The 26367-nt window shown below is 74.3% G+C and carries 7 protein-coding genes and 1 pseudogene; 5 read left to right on the forward strand and 3 right to left on the reverse strand.

Annotated features, from left to right (window positions below; genetic code table 11):
- Nucleotides 1-11 precede the first annotated feature (11 nt).
- The 3 genes from ACFYXC_RS19040 to ACFYXC_RS19050 all read left to right on the forward strand — a co-directional run bounded on the left by ACFYXC_RS19040 (nt 12) and on the right by ACFYXC_RS19050 (nt 21159).
- Entirely contained in the window at nt 12-20258 is a 20247-nt protein-coding gene (locus ACFYXC_RS19040; protein WP_389553005.1) for a non-ribosomal peptide synthase/polyketide synthase, read from the forward strand.
- Between the two features lie 98 nt (nt 20259-20356).
- Nucleotides 20357-20560 carry an MbtH family protein gene (locus ACFYXC_RS19045; protein WP_388909269.1) on the forward strand — a complete coding sequence of 68 codons (204 nt, stop codon included), beginning with the start codon at nt 20357-20359 and terminating at the stop codon, nt 20558-20560.
- Between the two features lie 86 nt (nt 20561-20646).
- Nucleotides 20647-21159 carry a GNAT family N-acetyltransferase gene (locus ACFYXC_RS19050; RefSeq protein ID WP_388909271.1) on the forward strand — a complete coding sequence of 171 codons (513 nt, stop codon included), beginning with the start codon at nt 20647-20649 and terminating at the stop codon, nt 21157-21159.
- Nucleotides 21160-21180: 21 nt separating this feature from the next.
- On the opposite strand, the gene ACFYXC_RS19055 is transcribed toward ACFYXC_RS19050, so the two are convergent.
- Nucleotides 21181-22461 carry a helix-turn-helix domain-containing protein gene (locus tag ACFYXC_RS19055; RefSeq protein WP_389553009.1) on the reverse strand — a complete coding sequence of 427 codons (1281 nt, stop codon included), beginning with the start codon at nt 22459-22461 and terminating at the stop codon, nt 21181-21183.
- Nucleotides 22462-23332: 871 nt separating this feature from the next.
- Here ACFYXC_RS19055 and ACFYXC_RS19060 point away from each other — a divergent pair.
- Nucleotides 23333-23581, forward strand: a pseudogene (locus tag ACFYXC_RS19060) (PAS domain-containing protein); the annotation flags it as partial.
- 81 nt (nt 23582-23662) lie between these two features.
- Nucleotides 23663-23959: a LuxR C-terminal-related transcriptional regulator gene (locus ACFYXC_RS19065; protein WP_389553507.1), complete on the forward strand. Its 297-nt coding sequence runs from the start codon at nt 23663-23665 to the stop codon at nt 23957-23959.
- A 147-nt stretch (nt 23960-24106) separates the two neighbouring features.
- Here ACFYXC_RS19065 and ACFYXC_RS19070 read toward each other — a convergent pair whose 3' ends face one another.
- Complete coding sequence (locus ACFYXC_RS19070) at nt 24107-24625, reverse strand: RNA polymerase sigma factor (protein WP_389553012.1); 519 nt, start codon at nt 24623-24625, stop codon at nt 24107-24109.
- 109 nt (nt 24626-24734) lie between these two features.
- Nucleotides 24735-26084, reverse strand: coding sequence for a protein kinase (locus ACFYXC_RS19075; RefSeq protein WP_389553015.1), 1350 nt, complete (start codon nt 26082-26084; stop codon nt 24735-24737).
- Nucleotides 26085-26367: the final 283 nt, after the last annotated feature.

Below are 26367 nucleotides of genomic sequence, written 5' to 3' on the forward strand. Positions count from 1 at the left end.
ACCGGCAGACCATGACGTCTTCGAAGCGAGACCGCAGCACGGCCCTGCCCCAGGACCTCCAGGAGGCGATGCGCCGCCGGCTGGCCGGCCGGGCCGGCAACACCCCGGGCGCCCGCCAGGGCATCCCGCACGCCGGCCGCGCCCGGCCGCTGCCGCTGTCCTTCGCCCAGCAGCGGCTGTGGTTCCTGGACCGGCTGCGTCCCGGCGACGCCCGCTACAACAGCGCCGTCGCCCTGCGCCTGACCGGCCCGCTGGACCGCACCGCGCTCTCCCGCGCCCTGGACACCGTCGTCGAACGGCACGAGGCGCTGCGCACCACCTTCGAGGAGAACGACGGGCGGCCCGCGCAGACGGTGCGACCGCCGGCCCCGGTGCCGCTGCCGGTGAGCGACACACCGCCGCACGCCGTGGAGGGGGCGCTGCTCGCGGAGTACGAGCGCCCCTTCGACCTCGGCACCGGCCCGCTGCTGCGCGCCCTGCTCCTGCGCGAGTCGGACACCGTCCACACCCTCCTGCTGACGGCTCATCACATCATCACCGACGGTTGGTCGATGGGGATCGTGCTGGAGGAACTGTGCACCGCCTACGACGCCCTCGCCCAGGGCCGGACGCCGGTACTCAAGCCCGTGGCGACGCAGTACCCGGACTTCGCGGCATGGCAGCGCGAGCAGCTCTCCGGTCCTCGCCTGCAGCGGCAACTCGCGTACTGGTCACAGCAGTTGTCGGGTGCCGTTCCGTCACGGCTGCCGCTGGACCACCCCCGCGACGGTGAGGAGTCCGGTGCGGGCGCCGTGCACACCTTCACCGTGCCCGCGGACACCACCGCACGGCTGCGCCGGCTGGCCGCCGAGCAGCACACCACCCTGTTCACCTCCCTGGTCGCCGGCTGCCAGGCCCTGCTGGCCCGCTGGTCGGGGCAGGACGACATCACCGTGGGCTCCCTGACACCGGGCCGCTCCCGCACCGACCTGGAGCGCACGGTCGGCTTCTTCGCGAACACCGTCGTCCTGCGCACCCCCGTGGACCCGGACGGCTCCTTCCGTGACCTGCTCGGGTTCGCCGCGACCACCGTCAACGACGCCTTCGCGCACGGCGACACGCCCTTCGAGCGGCTGGTGGAGGCCGTGGGCGTGACCCGGGAGGCGGGCCGCAACCCCCTGTTCGACGTGATGGTCCTCCTCCACCCGGCGCCCCCCGCCGCCCCCGACCTGCACGAGGTGACCGCGTCCCCGGTCGCCGTGCCCCGGCAGGCGGCCACCTTCGACCTCAGCGTCGAGTTCGTCCCCGCCGACGGCACCGACGGCACCGACGAGCAGGGTCTGACGGGCCTGATCGAGTACCGCACCGACCTGTTCGACGCGGCCACCGCCGAACGGATGGCCGACCAGCTGTTGCGCACCCTGGAGGGCGCGGCCAGCACACCGGACCGCCCGCTCGGCTCGCTGCCGCTGCTCGGCCCGGACGAGGCCCGCCGGATCACGCGCGAGTGGAACGGGACCGCGCTGCCCGTCCCCGCCGTCACCTGCCCCGAGCTCTTCGCCCGGCAGGCGGCCCGCACCCCGCGCGCCACCGCCCTGGTCGCCGGCGACGACCGCCTCGACTACGCGACGCTCGACGCCCGCGCCGACCGGCTCGCCCACCACCTCGTCGCGCGGGGCGCCGGCCCCGAACGCCTGGTCGCGCTGCGTCTGCCGCGTACCGCCGACATGATCGTGGCGATGCTCGCCGTGTGGAAGTCGGGCGCCGGTTACCTGCCCCTCGATCCCGCACTGCCCGAGGAACGCGTACGGTTCCTCCTCGACGACGCGCGCCCCGCGCTCGTACTGGACGAGGCCGCCCTGCGCGCGGTGCCCGAATCCGGGTCCGCGTCGGGGTCCGTGTCCGGGTCGGCGTCCGCGCCCGAGGGGGCGCCCCAGCCGGACACCGCTCCGGGCGGCGCTCCGGACCCGGACACGACCGCGTACGTCATCTACACCTCCGGTTCCACCGGGCGTCCCAAGGGCGTCGCGGTGACGCACCGCTCGCTCGCCCACCTGTTGGCCGGGCACCGTGCGGGCTTCGTCGCCGACGCGGGCGGCGAACCGCTGCGGGTGGCGCTGACCGCGTCGTTCTCTTTCGACACCTCGCTGGAAGGCGTGCTCCTGATGGCCGACGGCCATCCGCTGCACCTCGTCGACGAGACGACCCGGCTCGACGCCGCCGCCCTGGTCGCGTACGTCGTCGAGCACCGTATCGACTTCCTCGACCTGACCCCGTCCTACCTGCGCCAGCTGCTGCCCGCCGGGCTGCTCACCGATCCACGCCACCGCCCGCGCGTCCTGATGCTCGGCGGCGAGGCGATCGGCCCCGGCCTCTGGCGCGAGCTGGCCGGTCACGAGGACGTGACCGCGTACAACTTCTACGGCCCCACCGAGTGCACGGTCGACGCCCTGGCCTGCCGCATCGAGGGCGACGGGCGCCCCCTGGTCGGACGGCCCCTGCCCAACGTCCGCGCCTACGTCCTCGACGGCCGCCTGCGGCCGGTGCCGCCCGGCGTCGGCGGCGAGCTGTACCTGGCGGGGGCGCAGGTGGCCCGCGGGTACGCCGGCCGGCCAGGACTCACCGCCGCGCGCTTCCTCGCCGACCCGTTCGGCCCGCCCGGGACCCGCATGTACCGCACGGGCGACCTGGCCCGCTGGACCGCCGACGGACGCGTCGACTACCTCGGACGGGCCGACGACCAGGTGAAGGTACGCGGCCACCGAATCGAGCCCGGCGAGGTGGAGGCGGCTCTCCTGGACCTGCCGGACGTCACCGGCGCGGCGGTCGTCGCGGTCCCCGACGCGCACGGCCATCTGCGGCTGGCCGCCTACGTCGTCCCCGGTGCGGGCGCACAGCCGCCCACCGCCGCGGAGCTGCGGGCCGGCTGCCGGCACGCCCTGCCCGCCCCCATGGTGCCGTCGTCGTTCACCGTCCTCGACGCGCTGCCGCTGACCACCAGCGGCAAACTGGACCGCCGTGCCCTGCCCGCCCCCGACCTCGACGCGGCGCCGCGCGAACGGGAGTTCGTCGCGCCGCGCACCCCCCAGGAGGAGACGCTGGCCGGTGTCTGGGCGGAGGTGCTGGGCGTCGCGCGGGTGGGCGTCACCGACAACTTCTTCGAACTCGGCGGCGACTCCATCCTCAGCATCCAGGCCGTCTCCCGCGCCCGCGCGGCCGGCCTGCGGCTGACCTCGCGGGACGTCTTCCGCCACCAGACCGTCGCGGACCTGGCCGCCGCCGCGTCCCGGCGCACCGCCGAGGTGCCCGCGCCCCGCCGCCCGAGCGAGGACGGGCCCGCGCCGCTGACCCCGGTCCAGGAGTGGTACGTCGCCACCCACGGGGACCGGGACGGCAGCCCCCGGCCCTTCAGCATGTCGATGCTGCTCGACCTGCCGTACGACGTCGACGAACCCGCCCTGGGGCGCGCCGTCGAGGCGCTGGCCGCCCACCACCCGGCGCTGCGGACCCGCTTCGCCCGCACCGGCGACACCTGGCGCCAGCACCCCGGCGAAGGACCCGTCACCGACCTGATGGCCCGTCATGACCTGTCGGCCGCATCGGGCTTGGCGGACGCCCGCACTGCGGCCGCCGACGCCGCCCGTGCCGCCCTCGATCCGGCGACCGGCGCCCTGCTGCGCACCGCCCTGCTCCTGCTCCCGCGCGGCGGACGTCCCCAACTGTTCGTCACCGCACACCACCTGGCCGTGGACAGCGTGTCCTGGCGGATCCTGCTCGGCGACCTGGAGCAGGCGTACCGGCAGGCGTCGGCGGGCGAGCCGATCCGGCTGGAGCCCGTCGCCACGCCGTTCACCGACTGGGCCGCGCACCTCGCCCGCCGGGTGCGGGCCGGCGACCTGGACGACGACCTGCCGTACTGGACGGCCGAGGCCGCCCGGCCACGTACTCCGCTCCCCGTGGACCGCCCCGGCACCCCGCTCGCCGCGACCGTGCGCACCGTACGCACCCGCGTGGACCGCGCCACCACCGCGGCCCTGCTGCGCCGGGTGCCCGCCGTCTACCGCACGCAGGTCAACGACGTCCTGCTCAGCGCGTTGAGCAGGGTCCTCACCGACTGGACGGGCACCGACCGGGTGGCCGTCGCACTGGAGGGCCACGGGCGCGAGGAAGCAGTGGGCGGGGGCCGCGACAGCGGACTGGACCTGTCCCGCACGGTGGGCTGGTTCACCTCCCAGTACCCCGTCACCCTCACCCCGGCCGGGCCACCGGACGCACCCGACTGGGGGGCCACGCTGAAGGCCGTCAAGGAACGGCTGCGGGCCGTGCCCCGGCGCGGACTGGGCTACGAGGCCCTGGCCCGCCTGGGCTCACCCGACCCGGCCGCCCGCGCCCTGCGGGACGTGCCGCTGCCCCAGGTGTGCTTCAACTACCACGGGCAGTGGGACACGACCGCCGGAGCGGACTTCGCACCGGCCGCCGAGACACCCGGGCGGGACATGGCGGCCGACGAACCCCTCGACCACCTGCTCGACATCTCCGCCGTCGTCGCCGACGGGGAGCTCGAACTCAGCTGGCACTACAGCGACCAGGCACACGACCCGGCCACCGTACGGGAGCTGGCGCAGGACATGGTGGCGGCGCTGGCCGCGATCGCCGAGCACTGCGCACGCCCCGACGCGGGCGGCCGCACCCCTTCCGACTTCCCCCTGGCCCGCCTGGACCAGAGTGCCGTGGACCGCCTCGTCGGCGACGGCCGCGCGGTGGAGGACCTGCTCCCGCTCACCCCGCTCCAGGAGGGCATGCTCTTCCACCGCCTGGTCGGCGGTCCCGACGACGTGTACGTGGACCAGGCCACCCTGCTCCTGGACGGCGTGGCCGACCCGCACGCCTTCGGCCTGGCCTGGCAGCGGATCACCGACCGCACGCCCGCGCTGCGGACCTCGGTGGTGTGGCAGGACGTGCCCGTGCCGCTCCAGGCCGTGCACCGGGACGTACGCGTGCCCCTCACCCATCTCGACTGGCGGGACGCGGACCCGGCGGAACGGACCCGCCGCTTCGACCGGCTCCGCGCCGACGACCTCGCCCGGGGCATCGACCTCGCCTCCGCCCCGCTGATGCGCCTCACCCTCGTCCGGCTGCCCGACGCCCGCCTGCACCTGCTGTGGACCTCCCACCACCTCATACTCGACGGCTGGAGCCTGGCCCAGGTGCTGACGGAGGTGTGCGAGGAGTACGCGGCCCTGACCGCGGGCAGCGAGCCGAACCCGCCGGTGCGCCGGCCGTTCGCCGACTACGTGCGCTGGCTGGCCGACCAGGACACGGAGGCCGCGCGGGAGCACTGGCGGCAGGTCCTCGGCGGGTTCGCCACCCCCACGCCGCTGCCCGTCGACCGCCCCCCGACCGGCACGCACGAGACCCGCTCGGCGGACGTCCACACCACCGAACTGTCCGACACGGTGTCCGCGACGCTCGCCCGCACCGCCCGCGACGCCGGGCTGACCGTGAACACCGTCGTGCAGGGCGCCTGGGCGCTGCTGCTGTCCCGGTACGCCGCCGAGCCGGACGTGGTGTTCGGCACCACCGTCTCCGGCCGCCCCGACGAACTGCCGGGCGTGGAGTCGATGGTGGGCATGTTCATCAACACCGTGCCCACCCGCGTCAGGGTGGACAGCCGTCGCCCGGCCGCCGCATGGCTGCGCGAACTCCAGGACGCACAGGCCGAGTCGAGGCGCTTCGCGGCCGCCTCCCTCGCCGAGCTGACCGCCCTGAGCGACGTGCCGTCCGGCACCCCCCTCTTCCACAGCATGGTCGCCTTCGAGAACTACCCCTTCGACGCGGCCCGCACCTCCGGCTCCGGAGTGCGGCTGGTGGACGTCACCTCCCGGGACGCCACCAACTACCCGCTGGTGCTGCGCGCCTACCAGGGCGAGCGCCTCGGCTTCGACCTCGCCCACGACCCGGACCTGTTCGACGCCGGCACCGTCCGGGCCCTCGCCGGCCGGCTCCGCCTGCTCCTCACGGAGATCGCCGAGCACCCCGACCGGCCCCTGCGCGCCCTGGCCTGGACGACCGCCGAGGAACGGCGCCGCATCCTGGTCGACGTCAACGGCACCGAGCACGGCCGGCCGTCGGACACCCTGGTGGACCTGTTCGAGGCGCAGGCCGCCCGTACCCCCGGCGCCCCCGCCGTCACCTGCGGGACCGACCGCCTCGACTACGCCACGCTCGACGCGGCGGCCGGCCGCCTCGCCCACCGGCTGGCCGAGGCGGGCGCCGGACCCGAGCGGTACGTGGCCCTCGCCCTGCCCCGCTCCACCGACCTCGTCGTGGCCGTCCTGGCGGTCCTCAAGACCGGCGCCGCCTATCTGCCGATCGACCCCAACCTGCCCGCCGAACGCGTCGCCCACCTGCTGGCCGACGCCGCCCCGGTGACCCTGGTGACCACCACCGACGGCGCGCGACGCGCGCAGGACGCCGCCGTCCCGGTGGTGGCCCTGGACGACCCGGCCACCCGGACCGACCTCGCCGGCCGCCCGGCCACCGGCCCCGACCACCCCCGCCGCCCGCTGCCGGAGAGCCCCGCCTACGCCATCTACACCTCCGGCTCCACCGGCCGCCCCAAGGGCGTGGTCGTCCCGCACGCCAACGTCGTCCGCCTGTTCACCCGCACCCGCCACTGGTTCGGCTTCGACGAGAGCGACGTGTGGACGCTGTTCCACTCCTACGCCTTCGACTTCTCCGTCTGGGAACTGTGGGGCGCCCTGCTGCACGGCGGCCGGCTCGTCGTCGTCCCCGAGGACGTCGCACGCTCCCCGGAGGACTTCCTGCGCCTGCTCGCCGACGAGCGCGTCACCGTCCTCAACCAGACCCCGTCCGCCTTCTACCCGTTGATCCGCGCGGACGCCGAACACCCCGAACTCACCGCGCGACTCGCCCTGCGCACCGTGATGTTCGGCGGCGAGGCCCTGGACGTCGGCCGGCTCGCCGACTGGTACGCCCGCCACCCCGACACCGCGCCGCGCCTGGTCAACATGTACGGCATCACCGAGACCACCGTGCACGTCACCTACGAGGCACTGGACCGCACGACCGCCCGCACGGGCGCCGCGAGCCCCATCGGCACCGGCATACCCGACCTGCGGGTCCATGTCCTCGACGAGGACCTGGCTCCCGTACCGCCGGGAGCCGTGGGCGAGATGTACGTGGCGGGGGAGGGGCTGGCCCGCGGCTACCTGAGAAGGCCCGGCCTGACCGCGACGCGCTTCCTCGCCGATCCGTTCGGCGCGCCGGGGACGCGGATGTACCGCACCGGCGACCGGGCCCGCCGCCGGGCCGACGGCACACTGGAGTACCTGGGCCGCGCCGACCAGCAGGTGAAGATCCGCGGCTACCGCATCGAGCCCGGCGAGATCGAGGCCGCCCTGCACACCCACCCGGACGTCGGTGACGCGGCGGTGGGCGTGTACGAGGACACCGCGGGGACCCGCCGGCTGGTGGCCCACGTCGTCGGCCGCGCCGGCGCCGAGCCGCCGGCCGCCGCCGACCTCCGCGCCCACCTGGAGCGGCTGCTGCCCGCGCACATGGTGCCAGCCGCCTACGTGCCGCTCGCGGCCCTGCCGCTGACCGTCAACGGCAAGCTCGACCGGCGAGCGCTGCCCGCCCCGGGACCGGACGGTTTCGCCACGGGCACCGCGCGCACCGCGCCGCGTACACCCGCCGAGCGTGCGGTCGCCGCCGCCTGGGCGGACGTCCTCGACACCGACGAGGTGGCGGCCGACGACGACTTCTTCGCCCTCGGCGGCGACTCGATCCTCGCCGTCCGGGTCGTCTCCCGGCTGCGGGCCGCCTTCGGCGCGGAGGTCTCGCCCCGGCTGCTGTTCACCCACCCGACGCTGTCCGCCCTGGCCGCCGCACTCGGCGACCCGCCGGAGGACCGCACCGCGCCGGCCGACGTCATCCCGGCCGTGGCGCCCGGCACCCCCGCCCCGCTGTCGTACGCGCAACAGCGGCTGTGGTTCCTCGACCGCTTCGAGCCGGGCAGCACCGAGTACACGATCCTGTCCGTACTGCGCCTGCGCGGCCCCCTCGACGTGGACGCCCTGCGCGCGGCCCTCGACGCTCTCGTGGCCCGGCACGAGGCGCTGCGCACCACGTTCGCCGAGCAGAGCGGCCACGCACGGCAGTTCGTGCACCCGCCGTACCCGGTGGACATGCCGCTGGACGACCTCACCGGCGCCCGCGACCGACTGGACGCCCTCGTCGAACGCGAGGCGTCCCGGCCCTTCGACCTGTGCACCGGACCACTCCTGCGGGCCCGGCTGGCCCGCCTGGCCGACGACGAGCACGTCCTCGTCCTGGCCGTCCACCACATCGCCACCGACGGCTGGTCCGCCGGTGTGCTCGGCCGTGACCTGGGTGAGCTGTACACGGCGGCCCACGAGGGACGTACACCCGACCTGCCCCACCTGCCCGTCCGGTACGCGGACTTCGCCGTCTGGCAGCGCGCCCGCACCGAGGAGGCGGACGGACAACTCGCGTACTGGCGCGACAACCTGGCCGGGATCACCCCGCTGGAGCCGCCCACCGACCGGCCGCGCCCCGCCGTACGCGCCCGGACCGGCGCGCTGGTGACGTTCACCCTGCCCGCCGCGCTCACCGACCGGCTGCGCGAGACGGGCCGCGCGGCCGACGCCACCCTCTACATGACGCTGCTGACGGCCTGCACGGTCCTGCTCTCGCGCTGGGCGGACCAGAAGGACATCGCCGTCGGCACGGTCACGGCAGGCCGCGAACGACCCGAACTCCACGACGTGGTCGGTATGTTCGTCAACACCCTCGTCCTGCGCAACCGGGTGGAGCCCGGCCTGTCCTTCCACGCGCTGCTGGAACGCGTCCGCACCACGGTCCTGGACGCGTTCGCCCACCAGGACGTGCCCTTCGAGAAACTGGTGGACGCCCTCCAGCCCGAACGGGACACCAGCCGCACCCCGCTGTTCCAGGCGATGGTGGCACTGCACAACCTGGGCGCCGAGACACCCGACCTGCCGGGCCTGGACATCGAACCGCTCACGCCACCCATCCGGCACGCCGCCTTCGACCTCGCCTTCGACTTCGTCGAGCACGACGGCGGCCTCACCGGCCACCTTGAGTACGACACCGACCTGTTCGACGCCGGGACCGCCGAACGCCTCGCCGAACGGCTGCAGTTGCTCCTGACGGCGGCGGCGCAGGATCCGCACCGGGACGCCGGCGCACTGCCGATGATGACGGCCGCCGAACGACACCAGGTGCTCCACGCATGGCAGGGCGGCCACCTGCCCACCCCGGACACCGACTTCCCCGCCCTGTTCGAGGCGCAGGCGGCGCGCACACCGTACGCCACCGCCCTGGTGGCCCGGGACGGGTCGCTCACCTACGCGGCCCTGAACGAACGCGCCAACCGGCTGGCCCACCACCTGATCACCCTGGGCATCGGCCCGGAACGCGTGGTCGCCGTGCGGCTGCCGCGCACCTCCGAGCTGCTGGTCGCCGTGTTCGCCGTGCTCAAGGCGGGCGGCACCCTGCTGTGCCTCGACCCGGACCTCCCCGAGGAGCGCGTCGCGTTCCTCCTCGCGGACGCCGCCCCGCACACGGTCCTGACCCAGGACGTCCTGAACGGGGTGTCCCGCGACCACCTGCCGGCCCACGACCCCACCGACGCCGACCGGACGGCCCCGCTGCACGCGGACCACGCCGCCTACATCGTCTACACCTCCGGCTCCACCGGCCGCCCCAAAGGCGTCACGGTGGAACACCGCCACCTGGTCAATCTCTGCCACGACCACCGGGAAGGACTGGTCACCCCGCACACCACGGACGGCCGACGGCTCAAGGCCGCCCTCAGCGCGTCCTTCTCCTTCGACACCTCCTGGGAAGGGTCCCTCCTGCTCGCCCTCGGCCAGGAGGTCCACCTCGTCGACGAGGACGTACGCCTGGACCCGGAGGCGTTCTGCGCGCAGATCGACGAACGGCGACTGGACCTGGTGAACGTCACCCCGTCCTTCCTGCGGGAACTCACCGCCGCCGGGCTCCTCGCACCGGGCCGCCACCACCCGCGCCTGCTGCTGGTGGGCGGCGAGGCGGCCGGCCCCGACACCTGGGCCGAACTGTGCGCCGCGCAGGACGGCCTCGGCGTCACCGCGTACAACATGTACGGCCCCACGGAGACCACCGTCGACGCCGTCTACGGCCGCTGCGCCGACCGTCCCGAACGCCCGGTCATCGGCCGTCCCGGCCGCAACCTGCGCGCCCATGTCCTCGACGGCGCGCTGCGCCCGGTCCCGCCCGGCGTGCCCGGCGAGCTGTACCTGGCCGGGGCCCAGGTCGCGCGCGGCTACCTGAACCGGCCCGGCCTGACCGCCGCCCGCTTCCTCGCCGACCCGTTCGGGGCGCCGGGGGAGCGGATGTACCGCACCGGCGACCGCGCGCGCTGGGACACGGACGGGCTGCTGGAGTTCCTGGGCCGGGCCGACGAACAGGTCAAGATCCGCGGGTTCCGCATCGAACCCGGCGAGGTGGAGGCGGCCCTGCTCGCGCTGCCGGACGTCGGCGACGCCGCCGTGGCCGCCCGCGAACACGCCGGACGCACCCTGCTCGTGGCGTACCTGGTGCCGGCCGGCGAACACCACCCGTCCGGTGACGAACTGCGGGTGCGGCTGCGACGGACCCTGCCGGACCACATGGTGCCCACCGCGTTCGTGTCCCTGACGCGGATACCGCGCACCAGCAGCGGCAAGACCGACCGCCGCGCGCTGCCCGCCCCGACCCTCCAGCCCGACGGCGGCACACCGTACGTGGCACCCCGCCCCGGCGCCGAGCAGCGACTGGCCGCCATCTGGGCCGAGGTGCTCGGCGTGGAGCGGGTCGGCACCCGGGACAACTTCTTCGCGCTCGGCGGCGACTCCATCCTCAGCATCCAGATCGTCTCCCGCGCCCGCAGAGCGGGCCTCGCCCTGACCACCAAGGACGTCTTCCGCCACCAGACGGTCGCCGAACTCGCCCTGCGCGTCGGCGAGTCGGCGCCCCGGCCGGCCACGGGCACGGACGACGCGCCGCCCGCCGAGGCACCGCTGACACCCATCCAGCGCTGGTACCTCGACGGCCGCCACCCCGGCGACACGCTGCGCTTCACCATGACGCAGCGGCTGGAACTGGCCGTCGGCACCGACCCGTCGGCGCTGGAACAGGCGGTCCACGCCCTCGTACGCCACCATCCGGCCCTGCGCACCAGGTTCCGGCACACCGACGGCGCCTGGCACCAGGACGTTCTCCCGTCGGCACCGGACAGCGTCTTCACCCACCATGACGTGGCCCACCTCGACGGCCCCGCCCTGGAGACCGAGGTGCAGCGCGCCGCGGACACCGCACAGGCGTCGCTCGACCCCACCGAGGGCCGCGTCGTCCGCGTCCTGCTCTTCGACCGGGGCCCGCAACGCCCCGCCCACCTGCTGTTCACCGTGCACCACCTGGTCGTCGACGGCGTCTCCTGGCGCATCCTGCTCGGCGACCTGGAGACGGCCCACCGCGCCACCGCCGCCGGCCGGCCCGTCGAACTGGCCCCGGCGGGCACCTCGTACGGCCACTGGGCCCAGCGCCTGGAGCAGCACACGCGATCCGGCGCCCTGGACGCCGACCTGCCCCACTGGACCCGCACCGCCGGCGCACCCGCCGGCCTGCCGCCCGGCCGGCCCGGCCCCAACACCCACGGCACCGCGGCCACCGTCACCGTGTCGCTGGCCCCGCAGGAGACGCGGGCGCTGCTGCGCCAGGTCCCCGACGTCTACCGCACCCAGGTCAACGACGTCCTGCTCAGCGCCCTGGGCCGCACCCTGGCCCGCTGGTGCGGGCGGGACACGGTACTCGTCGGGGTGGAGGGGCACGGCCGCGAGGAACTGTTCGACGACCTGGACCTGTCCCGGACCGTCGGCTGGTTCACCGCGGAGTTCCCCCTCGCGCTGACCGCCCCGCCCGACGGGGACTGGCGCGCCACCCTGCGCTCGGTCAAGGAGCGGCTGCGCGAGGTCCCGCTGCACGGCCTGAGCCACGGGGCCCTGCGCCACCTGCTGCCCGACAGCCCGCTCGCCGACGCCCCGCCGCCACAGGTCGGCTTCAACTACCACGGCCGCTGGGACGCCGGAAGCACCGGGGAGGGCCTGGTGCGGGCCGCGCTCCCGCCCGCCGGCCGCGACACCGACCCGGAGGAGACCCGCCCCTACCTCCTGGACGTCACGGGCGTCGTCCAGGACGGCCGGCTCGAACTCGGCTGGACCTATCCGCCCGCCGTCTACGACGAGTCCACCGTGCGGCACCTGGCGGAGGAGATGCGCGCGGCGCTCCGCGACATCGTGGCGCACTGCGCCGACCCGGACGCGGGCGGCCGCACCCCCTCCGACTTCCCCCTCGCCGGCCTCACCCAGGAGCAGCTCGACCGGCTGGTGGGCGACGGACGACAGGTGGCGGACGTCCTGCCGCTCACCCCGCTGCAGTCCGGCATGCTCTTCCACGGCCTCGTCGACACGGCCGGCGCCTACTTCGACCGTACGGCCGTACGGCTGACCGGAGTCACCGACCCGCGGGCGTTCGCGGCGGCCTGGCAGCAGGTCGCCGACCGCACTCCGGTCCTGCGCACCAGCGTCCACTGGCAGGGCCTGCCGCATCCCGTACAGGTCGTCCACCACCGTGTGGAACTGCCCGTCACCCACCTGGACTGGCGAGGACTGGCGCCCGGACAGCGGGAGCGGGCGACGGAGCGGCTGCTCGCCGAGGACCGCGCGGCGGGCATGGAACTGACCACCGCGCCGCTCACCCGGATCACGCTGGCGGCCCTGCCCGACGACGAGGTCCTGCTGCTGTGGTCCTCCCACCACCTCATCCTGGACGGCTGGAGCTCCGGGCAACTGCTCACCGAGGTGTGCGAGCGGTACGCCGCGCTCACCGGCGGCCCGGACACCGCACCGCCCGTGCGGCGGCCGTTCGCGGACTTCCTGCGCTGGCTGCGCGAGCAGGACGCCGACGGGACGACGGCCGAACGCCACTGGGCGGACGCCCTCGCCGGCTTCACCGAGCGCACCCCGCTGCCGTACGACCGCACCCCCGCCGAGGCCCACCGGGCCCGCTCCGCCGAGTCCGTCCACCACGAGCTGGACGTGCGGGTGTCACAGCGGCTGCGGGAGACGGCGGCCCGCGGCGGACTGACCGTCAACACCGTGGTCCAGGCCGCCTGGGGGCTGCTGCTGGCCCGCTACAGCGGGCGCGACGACGTCGTCTTCGGCACGACCGTCTCCGGACGGCCCGCCGAACTGCCCGGCGTCGGCTCCATGATCGGCATGTTCATCAACACCGTGCCCACCCGGATACGTGTCCGGGGCGAGGGTGTCCTGCCCTGGCTGCGCGGCCTCCAGGAGCGGCAGAGCGAGGACCGGCGCTTCGACTTCCTCTCCCTCGCCCGTATCCAGGCGCTGACCGACGTCCCCACCGGTGACGCCCTGTTCGACAGCATGGTGGTGTTCGAGAACTATCCCGTCGACGAGTCGGCCGCCGCCCGGACGGGCGTGGGCGTGGCGGAGGTACGGGCCGACGACGCCACCACGTTCCCGCTGTGCCTGCGCGCCCACCTGACCGACCGGCTCGGCTTCGACCTGGCCTACGACCCCGCCTTCTTCGACCGCGGCACGGTCGAACGGGCGACGGCCCGCCTGGCCACCCTGCTCACCGCGTTCGCGGACGGTCTCGACGGCGACGTCGGCGACCTGGAACCGCTCACCGCCGAGGACCGGCACCTGCTGGAGGAGTGGAACGCCACCGCCCGCACCGCTGAGCCGCGCAGTCCGGTGGACCTGTTCGCCGAGCAGGCCCGCCGCACCCCGGACGCCCCCGCCCTGCACGACGGCGGGCGGCGGGTGACCTACCGCGAGCTCGCCGACTGGTCCGACCGGGTGGCGAACCGCCTGCTCGGCGACGGTCTGGCCGCCGAGGAGGGGGTGGCGCTGCTCATGGACCGCGGCGCCGAACTCGTCGTCGCCCAGCTCGCGGTCCTCAAGGCGGGCGGCGCCTACGTGCCGGTCGACGCCCGCGCCCCCGAGGAGCGGCGCCGGGTGATGCTCGCGCAGGCGGGCGTCAGGGCCCGGCTCACCGCCGAGGACGTCGCCGCGGCACGCCACGCTCCCGCGTCGGCCCCGGCCGTCGTACGGGCGGATCCCGACCGGCTGGCCTACGTCATGTTCACCTCCGGATCCACCGGCCTGCCGAAGGCCGTGGCGGTGCGCCACCGTGACGTGGCGTCGCTGGCCACCGACAGCCGATTCGCCGGCGGGGTGTGCGACCGCGTGCTGCTGCACTCGCCGGTCGCGTTCGACGCCGCCACCTTCGAGGTCTGGGCGCCCCTGCTGACCGGCGGCTGCGTGGTCGTGGCCCCCGGGGAGACGGTGGACGCCGCCCTGCTGCGGCGGCTGACCGGTGCGGGCGGGCGGACCGGGGACGGCGGACCGGCCGGTCCCGGCGATGAGGGCGCGGCAGCCGAGGGCACCGGACGCCCCGCCGGCGGCGGACTGACCTCCCTGTGGCTGACCGCCGGCCTCTTCCGGCTCCTGGCCCAGGACGCACCGGACTGCTTCGCGGGCCTGCGTCAGGTGTGGACCGGCGGAGACGTGGTCCCCGCGGCCGCCGTACGCCGGGTGCTGGCCGCCTGCCCCGGCCTGACCGTGGTGGACGGCTACGGGCCGACCGAGACCACCACCTTCGCCACGTCCCACGCCCTCGACGACGCCTCGGCCGTGCCCGGCACCGTCCCCGTCGGCCGGCCCCTGGACGACAAGCGGGTCCACGTCCTGGACTCCCGGATGCGTCCCGTTCCGCCGGGCTGCGCGGGCGAGCTGTACGTGGCCGGCGAGGGCGTGGCACGCGGCTACCTGGGCCGCCCCGGCGAGAGCGCGCGCCGCTTCCTCGCCGACCCCCTGGGACCGCCCGGAGCCCGCATGTACCGCACGGGCGACCTGGCCAGGCGCCGTCCGGACGGCACGGTCGAGTTCCTGGGCCGCGCCGACGACCAGGTGAAGATCCGCGGCTTCCGGGTGGAGCCCGGCGAGGTGGCGGCCGCCCTGGCGACCCACCCCGGTGTCGCGGACGTGGCGGTCGTGGCACGCGAGGACCGGCCCGGCGCACGCCGCCTGGTGGCCTACGTCGTCGGCCCGGCCGCCGACGACCCGCACGACCTGCGCGCGTACGCCCGCCGCACGCTTCCCGACTACCTGGTACCCACCGCGTTCGTGGCGCTGGCGGCCCTCCCGCTGAGCGGCAACGGCAAGGTGGACCAGGCGGCTCTCCCGGCGCCGGAGCCGGACACCGCGACGGGGCGGGGGACGCGCAGCGCACCGCGCGACGGGACCGAACGCCGTGCCGTCGAGGTCTTCGCGGACGTGCTCGGCGGCCGACCCGTGGGCGTGGAGGACGACTTCTTCGCCCTGGGCGGCGACTCCATCCTCAGCATCCGCCTGGCCTCGCGGCTCGCCGAGGAGTTCGGCACGACCCTGTCCCCGCGCGCCGTGTTCACCCACCCCACGCCCGCCGCGCTCGCCGCGCTGCTCACCGGGGACCGGACCGCCGACGAGGCACCGGCCGTCATCGTGCCGGTGGACCGGGACGCGGCGGCCCCGATGTCGTACGCGCAGCAACGCCTGTGGTTCCTGGAGGAGTTCGCGCCCGGCGGCACCGAATACGTCACCGCCCTCGCGCTGCGTCTGCGGGGCAGGCTCGACCCGCGGGCCCTCGCCGCCGCCCTGCGGAAACTGGTGGCCCGGCACGAGTCGCTGCGTACCACCTTCGACACCGTGGACGGCCAGGGCGTCCAGATCGTCCACCCGCCGCGGGAGGTGCCGCTGCCGCTCGACGACCTGTCCGGGCTGCCCGAGGGCGAGCGCGCGGCCCGCCTGGAGAAGCGGCTCGCGGCCGACCGCGCCCGCCCCTTCGACCTGCGCGAGGGCCCGCTGCTGCGGACCGGCCTGATCCGGCTGGCCGCCGACGAGCACGTCCTGACCCTCACGCTGCACCACATCGTCACCGACGGCTGGTCGACCGCCGTACTCACCGGAGACCTCGCCCACCTCTACCGGGCCGAGCTGGACGCGGCCACCGGGCCGCTGCCGGTGCTCGCGGTCCAGTACGCCGACTACGCCCACTGGCAGCGCACCACGAGCGGCAGTGAGCAGCAACTGGCCTACTGGAAAGAGAAGTTGGCCGACATCGGCCCGTTGGAGCTGCCCACCGACCGGCCCCGCCCGCCGATCCGCACCCGCTCCGGCGCCACCGCCCGGCTGGCGCTGCCGCCCCGCACCGCCCGCCGTCTGGCGCAGGTCGGCCGGGACCGGGGCGCCACCCTGTTCACCACGCTGGTCGCCGCCGCCCAGACCTTCCTCGCCCGGCTGAGCGGCGGCCGGGACATCGCCGTCGGCACCGTCACCTCGGGACGCGAACAGGCCGAGATCCAGCAACTCATCGGGTTCTTCGTCAACACCCTGGTGCTGCGCTCGCACATCGACGCCGACCGTCCCTTCCCCGAGTTCCTCGACGACGTCCGGCGGACCGTGCTGGACGCCTTCGCCCACCAGGAGGTGCCGTTCGAGCAGGTGGTGGACGAGGTGCGACCGGTGCGCGACACCAGCCGCACCCCGCTCTTCCAGGTGATGGTCGTCCTGCAGAACACCCCGTCCGCCGACCTCGACCTGCCGGGCCTGGAGGTGACCGCCGTCGAGACTGAGCTCCAGCACGCCGCGTTCGACCTCACCCTGGAGTTCGCCGAGACGGACTCCGGCGCACTGCACGGCGTGCTCACCTACAACACCGACCTGTTCGACGCACCCACGGCCGGACGCATGGCCGATCAGCTCGCCACCCTGCTGACCGCGGTCGCCGACGACCCGCACCGCCCCCTCGGCGCCCTGCCCCTCGCCTCCGACGAGGAACTCAAGACCCTCCTGGACCAGGGACAGGGCGCCGCGGCGCCGGTACCGGCGGCGACACTGCCCGAGCTGTTCGAACGGCAGGCGGCCGGCACCCCCGACGCCGTCGCCCTGCTGGACGGCGACCGGCGCCTGTCGTACGCGGACGTGGACCGCGCCGCCAACCGGCTCGCCCACCGGCTGATCGCCCGCGGCGTCGGACCCGAGGAGATCGTCGCCCTGGTCCTGCCCCGTACCGCGGAGACGGTGGTGGCGCAACTCGCCGTCGCCAAGGCGGGCGGCGCCTTCCTGCCCGTCGACCCCGCCTACCCCGAGCGGCGGCGGGAGTTCATGGCACGCGACGCGGGCGCCCGGGTGGTCCTCGCCGATCCGGCGCAGATCTGGGTGGCGGAGGAGGACGGCCCGGACTCCGCACCCACCGACGCCGACCGCACCGCCGCCCTCACCCCCGACCACCCGGCGTACGTCATCTACACCTCCGGGTCCACCGGCACCCCGAAGGGCGTCACGGTGACGCACCGGGGCCTGGCGGGCTTCGCCGCGGCCGCCGCCGAGCGGTACGCGGCGGGCCCCGGCGACCGGGTGCTGCAGTTCGCCTCACCCAGCTTCGACGCCTCCGTCCTGGAACTGTGCGTCTCCCTGCTCAGCGGCGCCGCCCTGGTGACGGGGGAGGAGGGGCCGCTGATCGGCGAGCGGCTGGCCGACGTGCTCGCCGGGCGCCGCATCAGCCACACCCTCATACCGCCCGCCGCACTGGCCACCGTGCCGCCGGGCACCTCGGATGCCCTGCCGGACCTGCGCACCCTGATCGTCGGCGCCGAGGCATGCCCGGCCGACCTCGTGGAACGGTGGGCACCGGGCCGCCGCATGATCAACTCCTACGGGCCCACCGAGGCCACCGTGGTCGCCACCTGGACCGGCCCGCTGAGCCCGGCGGACGGCGCCCCGCCGATCGGCCGCCCCGCCGGCGCCACCCGCGTGTACGTCCTCGACGCGGCCCTGCGTCCCGTTCCCCCCGGCGTGACCGGGGAGCTGTACGTGGCGGGAGCGGGGCTGGCACGTGGCTACCTTCACCGGCCCGGCCTGACCGCCCGGCGGTTCGTCGCCGATCCGTTCGGCGCGCCGGGAGAGCGCATGTACCGCACCGGTGACCTGGTGCGCTGGGGCGCCGACGGCGACCTGCGCTTCGTCGGCCGCGCGGACGACCAGATCAAACTGCGCGGCTTCCGCATCGAGCCAGGAGAGACGGAGAGCGCGCTGCGCCGCAGCCCGCACGTGCGCGACGCGGTGGTCGTCGTCCGCACGGACGGCCCGGACGGGCAGCCGTCCGACGGCCCCGGACGGCTGGTGGCGTACGTCGTCCCCACGAGCACGGCCACCACCACGACCACGGCCGACGTGGCGCCGGTCCCCGCTCCTGCTCCTGCCCCGGCGGGTGCCACCGCCGGCGACGATGCCGAGGGCCTGCCGGTCGCCGCGCTGCGCGAGCACCTCGCGGGACTGCTGCCCCCGCACATGATCCCGGCCGTGTTCGTGCCGATGGAACGACTGCCGCTGACCCCCAACGGCAAGACGGACCGGCGGGCCCTGCCCGCGCCCGGACCGGCGCGGTCGGCCACGGGCCCGCGCACCGCACCCCGTACCGGCACCGAACGCCGTATCGCCGCCGTCTGGACCGATGTCCTCGGCGTGGCGGACATCGGCGTGGACGACAACTTCTTCCACCTCGGCGGCGACTCGATCCTGAGCATGCAGGTGGTGTCCCGGCTGCGGCGCGAGGGCCTGCACCTGGCCACCCGGGACCTGTTCACCCACCAGACCGTCGCCGAGCTGGCCACGGTGGTCGGTACCGCTCCCCAGCACACCGGTGACGGCCCGGCGACCGGCGCGGTGCCCCTCACCCCGATCCAGGAGTGGTTCCTCACCACTCCGCGCGCCGACCACACCCACTTCAACCAGTCGGCGCTGCTGGAACTCGACGGCCCGCCCGACACCGCCGCCCTGGAGACCGCGCTGCGGGCCCTGCTGGAACACCATGACGCCCTGCGCATGCGGTTCACCAGGGACGCCGACGGCTGGCACCAGCACAATCCGCCGCCCGGCGACACCCCGGGTCTCCTCGTCCGCCACGACCTGGCAGGCATGTCGGCGGAGGAGACCGACGCGGCGATGGAGAAGGCCGCCGACGACCTGCACACCGGCTTCGACCTCGGCCGGGGCCCGCTCCTCAAGGCGGCGCTGTTCACCGGCGCGACCGGAGAAGGCACCTCAGCAGCAGGCGCAGGCGCAGGCAGGGGCGAAGGCGACGGCGCAGGCGGCTCGGCCTTCCTCCTCCTGGTGGGCCACCACCTGGTCGTGGACGCCGTGTCCTGGCGGATCCTCGCCGACGACCTGGAAGCCGCCTACGGGCAGGCGCTGCGGGGCGAGACCGTCGACCTGGGGGAGCGCACCACCTCCTTCCGCGACTGGGCCCGCGGACTCGCCGCACACGTCGCCGAGGGCGGCCTCGACCACGAACTGCCGTACTGGGAGGAGGCCGTGACCGCCGGTCAGCTCACGCCCGCCGCCGAACCCGGCGCGGCCGCGCGGGAGGCCGGCACGCTCACCGTCGAACTGGGGGAGGAGGACACCACGGCGCTGCTGCGGGCCGCTCCGGCCGCCTACCGCACCCGCGTCAACGACGTCCTGCTGGCCGCCCTGGCCCTGGCGCTGGCCCACTGGACGGGAAGCGACCGTGTCCGCCTGGACCTCGAAGGCCACGGCCGCGAGGACCTCCTCGAAGACGTGGACCTCTCCCGTACCGTCGGCTGGTTCACCACCATCCACCCGGTCGCCCTCCAGGTGCCCGACCCGGACCACGCGGGGCCCGACCGCAACTGGCGGGCCCTGGTGAAGTCGGTGCGCCGCCAACTGCGCTCGATACCCGGCAACGGACTGGGCTTCGGCGCCCTGCGCACCTTCGGACCACCCGAGGTGCGCGAGCGGCTCGGCGGCGCCGACGCACACGGCCAGGTGGTCTTCAACTACCTCGGCCAGTGGGACGCCCGCCCCGCCGCGTCCGGCGGCGGCCTGGTGCGTGCCGAGCACGGCTCCTTCGGCCAGGACCACGATCCCCGGGACAGCGGCTCGCATCCGCTGGAGGTGGTCGGGGCGGTACGCGACGGACGCCTCGCCTTCACCTGGAACCACCGCTCCGGGACTCACGACCCGGCGACCGTACGGCGGGTCGCCGAGGAGTTCGCCGCGGCACTGCGGCACATCGCCCGGCATGCCAGGGAGAGCCGGTGACCCCACACCGTCCCGGCGACCCGCCGCGCCACCGACACCTCCGCCCACACCGGCCGCGGACGGCCGGACGAACCCGACCCACGACAGGAGAGAACGACATGGACGAGAACACCCGCTACCAGGTGCTGCGCAACGACGAGGACCAGTACTCCCTCTGGCCGGTCGACGTCGAGGTGCCCGCGGGCTGGCAGCCCGTCGGGAAGGAGGGCACCGAAGAGGAGTGCTCCGCCCACGTCGACGAGGTATGGACCGACATGCGCCCGCGCAGCCTGCGCGAGCGGATGGAGAACGCGGAATCCTGACCCGCCCGCGAGGTGTCCCGGGGGCGGCGATCCCGCCCCCGGACACCGCACACCGACTCTCTCCACCACAGCTCAGGAGCCCACCGATGACACCCACCCTGAAGACCGAACGGCTGGAGTTCACGCCCTACCGCCCAGAGGACGAGGACCACTTCGTCGCACTGCTCCGCAACGAGGAAGTGTGCCACTGGATGGGCCAGGACATGGCGCCCGAGGCCGACCTGCGCGAGGTGTTCCGCGCCATCCTCACCGACGTCTACCCCACGCAGCGCTTCGACGTGTGGGGGGTGTGGTGGCAGGGCACGTACATCGGCCACGCGGAGGTGAAGAAGACCGGCAACGTCGACGGCCACGAACTCATCGTCGCCCTCGCCCCCGACTACTGGGGCAAGGGCATGGGCACCGAGATCGTCCACGGCCTGCTGCGCCACGCCTCCGACACCCTCGGCCTGAAGGAGGCGTACGGCATGGTGGGCGCCGGGAACACGGCGAGCCTCGCCCTGTGCCGGCGACTGGGCTTCCGGCACGTACGCGATGTGGTCGGCGAGGACGGCACGGTGACGCAGATGGTCGTCATCTCCACCACGGAGACGACGTGACGGCATCGGCGCACCCCGCGGTCAGCTCCGCAGGGCCGCACCGGCGTCGACCTGGTCCCACGCCCCCGCAGGCACCTGGCGGGAGCGGACGTCGGCCAGACTGGTGGCCAGGGACTGCCAGATGTGGGCCGCCAGGTCGAGGTTCTTCGCCTCCGTCGCCTCCCGGCCCAGCCGTTGCAGGGTCGCGATGCCGTCGTCGACCCGGCCCGACAGGATCATCAGCCGGCTGTCGAGGACCGACAGCCGGACCCGGTCCCGGTAGGACAGGCGCAGGTCCTCCTCGGACAGCAGCCCGTGGCTGAGCGTGCGGGCGTCGTCCAACTGGCCCTTGTGGAACGCGAGGTGGGCCTGGAGCGCCCGCACCTCCTGTACCTGGAGCGGAGTGCCGACCAGCGCGAGGACGGACGCGGCCTCGCCCAGCCAGCGTTCGGCCACGGCGACCCGCGGCGGTGACATCTGCAGCGCGGCCGCGGTGGCGGCGGCCCGCAGCCTGGTCCACAGAAGCAGGTCGTCCTTGCTCTGCGAGAGTTGCAGGGCCGCCTCCAGTCTGGCCTGGGCGGCCGCGTGGTCGCCCTGCCGGTTGCTCACCATGGCGGCCGTCCACAGCGCCTCGGCCGCCTGGGCCGGCGCGGCCTCCGGCAGCAACTCCCGCTCCAGCTCGTCGACGTGCCGTCCGGCAGTCTCCAGCCTGCCGAGTTCCGTCTCGATGCTGATCAGCACCATCAGGGCGGCCATGGTGTCGGACACCGGCAGACTCTCGGCGCGGGCGATGGACAGGGCCGCCACGGCCGCCGGTTCCGCCGTCCGCATGTCGCCGAGGGCGCGTGTGCAGCGTGCGTACTGGACCTGCGACCGCGCACGGAGTTCCGCCGCCTCCAGCAGGTCGCTCAGCTCGATGATCTCCAGCAGCTGTAGGCGTTCGCGCTCGTAGTCGCCGTCGCGGCCGGCGGCGCGGCTCAGCAGCCACAGGGCCTGCCAGCGGGCGGCGGGATCGTCGCCCGCGTCCTCCTCGACCGCGCGGCTGAGGGCCGCCGTCTCGTCCGTGCCCGGCGGAGCCGACACCACCGCGGCCAGCACCCCGGTCAGGGACCTGCCGTCCGAAGGCGCGGTCAGTGCGGACGCATCGATGCCCAGACGCTCGGCGAGGTAGGTCACCGCCCGTTCGGTGGGGCGTCGTTCACCCGACTCCAGGCGGGACAGGTAACCCGTCGACAGGCCCTCACCGACGAGGTTGGCCTGGCTCATCCCTCGTTCCAGCCGGAGCCTCTTCAGCCGGCGGCCGAAATGCGGCTGCTCGAGCATCTCCCCCCTCTGGTGGCGCGGTCCGCAGGGTCCTCGTTCCCGGCCCACTCGGCGGACACGTGGAGTTGTCAACATTTTACGAACCGTCCGGAACGGCGGCAACCCGTTGCGCGCGGTTCAACCACCCAGCTCGCACGCCCCGTTGTACGTCCTGGCGTGGCCGCCGGCCGGAGACCCCGCCTGCCCGGCAACCGCCGCGTTTACGGGGAGTTGACAGGTTGCCCAGGTCACTTGGCAAACTCTTGCCAAGGTGGTTGCCGCATCCTAATCTCGAAGGCGCCGCCGTCCTGATGCGATTCCCCTACTCGTCTCGTGGAGGTATTCGTGCCGCGTCACCCCCGGCCGGGTTGCTCGCAGGGGTCGATCACCCGCTCGCAGAGGTCACTCGACCGGCCCTCGCCGGGCGCCGGTTCTCCCGTTCCGGTCACGCCCCTGTCACCGGGCGGACGGCCGCCGGGGCGGCGTAACGAGATCGAATGGCCCTGACAACGTTATCCAGGTGTCGGCCGCTCCGGCGTCGGCACCCTCGCTCCTGATCCCCTCCGGGAGTTCCGGCACACACCGCCGGTCCGCCCGGCGCGACGCGGAACACCTGGCCCGACCACCGGCGAGGTGGTGTGCGCCATCACCGGGCGCCTGCCGACACCCCGGCACCAGGGCACCCGGCCGGCTCCGCGTCCGCACCCCTTCCCAGCCCCCCACGCGCAGGAAGAAGGACGGTACGTCCGTGGCGACCACGAGTTTCCCCGGTGCTTCGCCCCGCCAGAAGACGCGAGCCGCACACCCGGCTCCCCGCGCCCGCCGCGACACCATCAGGAGCAGCGCGAGTGCCCCACGCGGTGCCGTGTCACGGGATGTCCGCACGGCCCATGTGTCCCCAGGGGCCCTGGTCGTCAGAGCCGCGGACACGGAATTCGCCCGCCAATTCGGTCTGAGCGCCGACGAGATACGCGGACTGAGTCTTCTCGACCTTCTGCGATCGTCCGTTCCCGCGCGGTTGCGAGAAAAGTTCGCCGCCCTTTCCTCGGGTCGACTTCGGCGATTCACCGAAAGGGTCACGGGCCGGGATGGCACCGGATCCACCTTTTCCGCGGAAGTCACCGGAACCGCCGTCAGAAGGCCGTCAGGTGAAATAGCGAGTGTGCTCGTTCTTCTGCACCCGACGGGAGAGGTACGGCGGCCGAGAAAGGACACCGAGTCGATGTCTTCCGGTGAACTACCCAGGCCCTCCGACGACGTACCGCAGCCTTCCGGTGACGTACCGGTGCTCGACGCTCTCGACGCGCAGGTCCTGGAAGGCGTGGCAGGCGGTGAGTCCACGGTGCAGCTGGCCGCCCGCCTCTATCTGAGCCGCCAGGGGATCGAGTACCGCGTCGGCCAGATGCTGCGGAGGTTCGACGCGCCCAACCGCCCCGCCCTGGTGGCGCGTGCGCACGCGCTCGGGATGTTCGCCGCCGGCCAGTGGCCGCCACGCGTCCTTCCGAAGCACGTGCGCTGACGTACGTACATGTGGTGACGTACGTGCGGTGACGCGTACGGCAGTGCGGCACGAAGCCCCGCCGGCCCGGCGGGCCGGCGGCCGTGGCGGTCTCCACCGCCACGGCCGCCGTCGTACACGCCCCTGGGCGCCTCCGAGAGGAACGGGTCAGGCCGCCGTGGGCTGCCACGCCTCCTGGAAGCGGCGGCGGGCCCGGAACAGCCGGGACCGGACGGTGCCCACGGGCAGCGAGAGGACCTCCGCCATCTCCTCCTCGCTGAGCCCGTAGGCGCGCAGGGTGAGGACCTGCCGGTGGGCCTGCGACAGACGTTCCAGCACGTCACTGATGTGCACCGCGTCGAGCGGGTTCGTCTCCTGCCGCGACTCCATCTGCGTGCAGGTCCGTTCCTCGCCGTAGCGCTTGGCCGTCCGGACCGCCTCACGGATCGTCACCGAGCGCACCCAGCCGTAGAACGCCGCCGGTTCGCGCAGGGTCTGCAGACCGCGGTAGATGGCGAGCAGCGCTTCCTGCGTGGCGTCGGCGCCGTCGTCGTGGGTGACGGAACGGCAGATGCGCGCGACGTACGGCGTGATGGCGGTCAGCAGGTGATTCATGGCCGCCTCGTCGCCCGACTGGGCTCGGGGGAGCAGTGTCAGGGGGGAAGGGAGTTCGCTGACGGTGGTCATGTCGGGAAGGCTCCTTACGACGCCGGGTCGGCGTGTGCGTGCGCGGAGGGGGCGGTGCTGCGCACACGGCGGCGGTCGGGGGGTGTTCGGCCGCCGCCGCGGCCGGAGCTCAGCCCGCGGCGGCGCCGACGGGCTCGTGCTCCGTCGCGGCCCCCGTCTCCTCCGCGGTCGCGAAGGCGAGGAGGCCGTCACGCACCTCGTCACGGAACGCCCGTACGAAGGACGGGCTGAAGCAGGCGGTGTAGTACGGGAACTCGATGGCGAGCCGGCCCTCGAAGGAGACCACGCACGCCATGACGGGACTGCGTCCTGCCTGCGGGAAGTAGTGCTCGCGGGCGGGCACCAGGCGCACGTCGACCGCTTCCAGCCCGTCCGGCAGCCGGGGCCCGGGTACGACGCCCATGTTGGTGGCGATCACCGTGGCCAGTTGCAGCGTGGGGTTCCGGGGGATCTCCGGCGTGATGCGCACCTCGAGGAAGTGGTCGCCGCGTGAGATGTAGTCGCTCAGGCGGGCGTGCACGGCACGCGCCGTCTCCAGCGGGTCCGAGGTCCCGGACACCTCCAGGGTCTGCAGGTGGGTGGTGACCGCGGGCACCATCGCGGACGCGGGCAGCGGCGGGGTCAGCCGGGAGCGCAGGTCGACGGGGGAGAGGCAGCCCAGGGTGCGGGGGCCGTCGCCGTCCAGGCGCCGCCTGGCCGTGGCCAGCAGGGTCGACGCGATGAGCGAGTGCACGGAGACTCCGGAGCGGCGTGCCGTCCGGCGCAGTCCTGTGGTGAGTTCCGTGTCCAGCGTCAGCCGGCAGACCTCGATGTGCCCGTCCGCGTCGGCTGCCCCGTCCGCTCCCTCGCCGGTGACGGACGGACGCCGTACGTCGTACGGCACCAGCGTGACCGGGTGCGCCCGCGCCTCCTCGATGCGGCGCTCCAGGTACTCGGCGGTGTCGGCCTCGCCCGCCGGGGGCAGCAACTGGCTGACCGGCCGCGGCCACTGCGGCGCGTCGGACGCGGCGGCCCCGGTGCCGCCCCCCTCCTCGACCAGCGTCCGGTAGTGGTCCCACAGCGCGTTGTGCAGGGCGATGCTGCTGTGGCCGTCCGTGACGGTGTGGTCCACCACCAGGAGGAACAGGTGCCGCTCGCCGTCCGGCGCGCTGACCAGGACGGCCCGGCTCAGCGGACCCCCGACCGGCAGGGGGTTGTTCAGCTCCGCCGCGTACGCCTCGTCGCCGTCGCCGGTACGGGTGAGCAGCCGGGGCCGCTCGTCCTCGTCGAGGAGGGACAGCGCGTGGCCCGCACCGTCCGGCACGATGCGCGACCGCAGCGTCGGGTTCGCCTCCGTCACGGCGTCGAACGCGGCCGACAGCGCCTCGACGTCGACACGTCCACGCAGGGTGCAGGACAGGAAGGCCCTGCTTCGCTGGCCCACGTAGAGCGACTCGACAGGACACAGCGCACGGTGCATGCCGTCAGCCTTCTTTCCGTTGTCCATTTCATGTCCACGTTCATGTGTGCACGGCCCGGGAGCGGTCTGTCGCCGTCGGCCGTCCGCGGAGATCGGGGTCCTTCCGAGAGTGCACCGAAAAGGGTGGCCGAATCCATTCGAGAAGCGCCGTGCGGCGAAGTCCCGTGTTTTCCCTAGAAGTTTTCCCGGGACGCCATCTCTTCCGCGCCGGGAACTCCCTCACGCCGCGCGCATTAGGGAAACACTTGAATCGACCCTCGTAGGGTCCGCCCCGGCTTGACCG

It is taken from the genome of Streptomyces sp. NPDC002701, assembly GCF_042889045.1.
Lineage (GTDB): Bacteria > Actinomycetota > Actinomycetes > Streptomycetales > Streptomycetaceae > Streptomyces.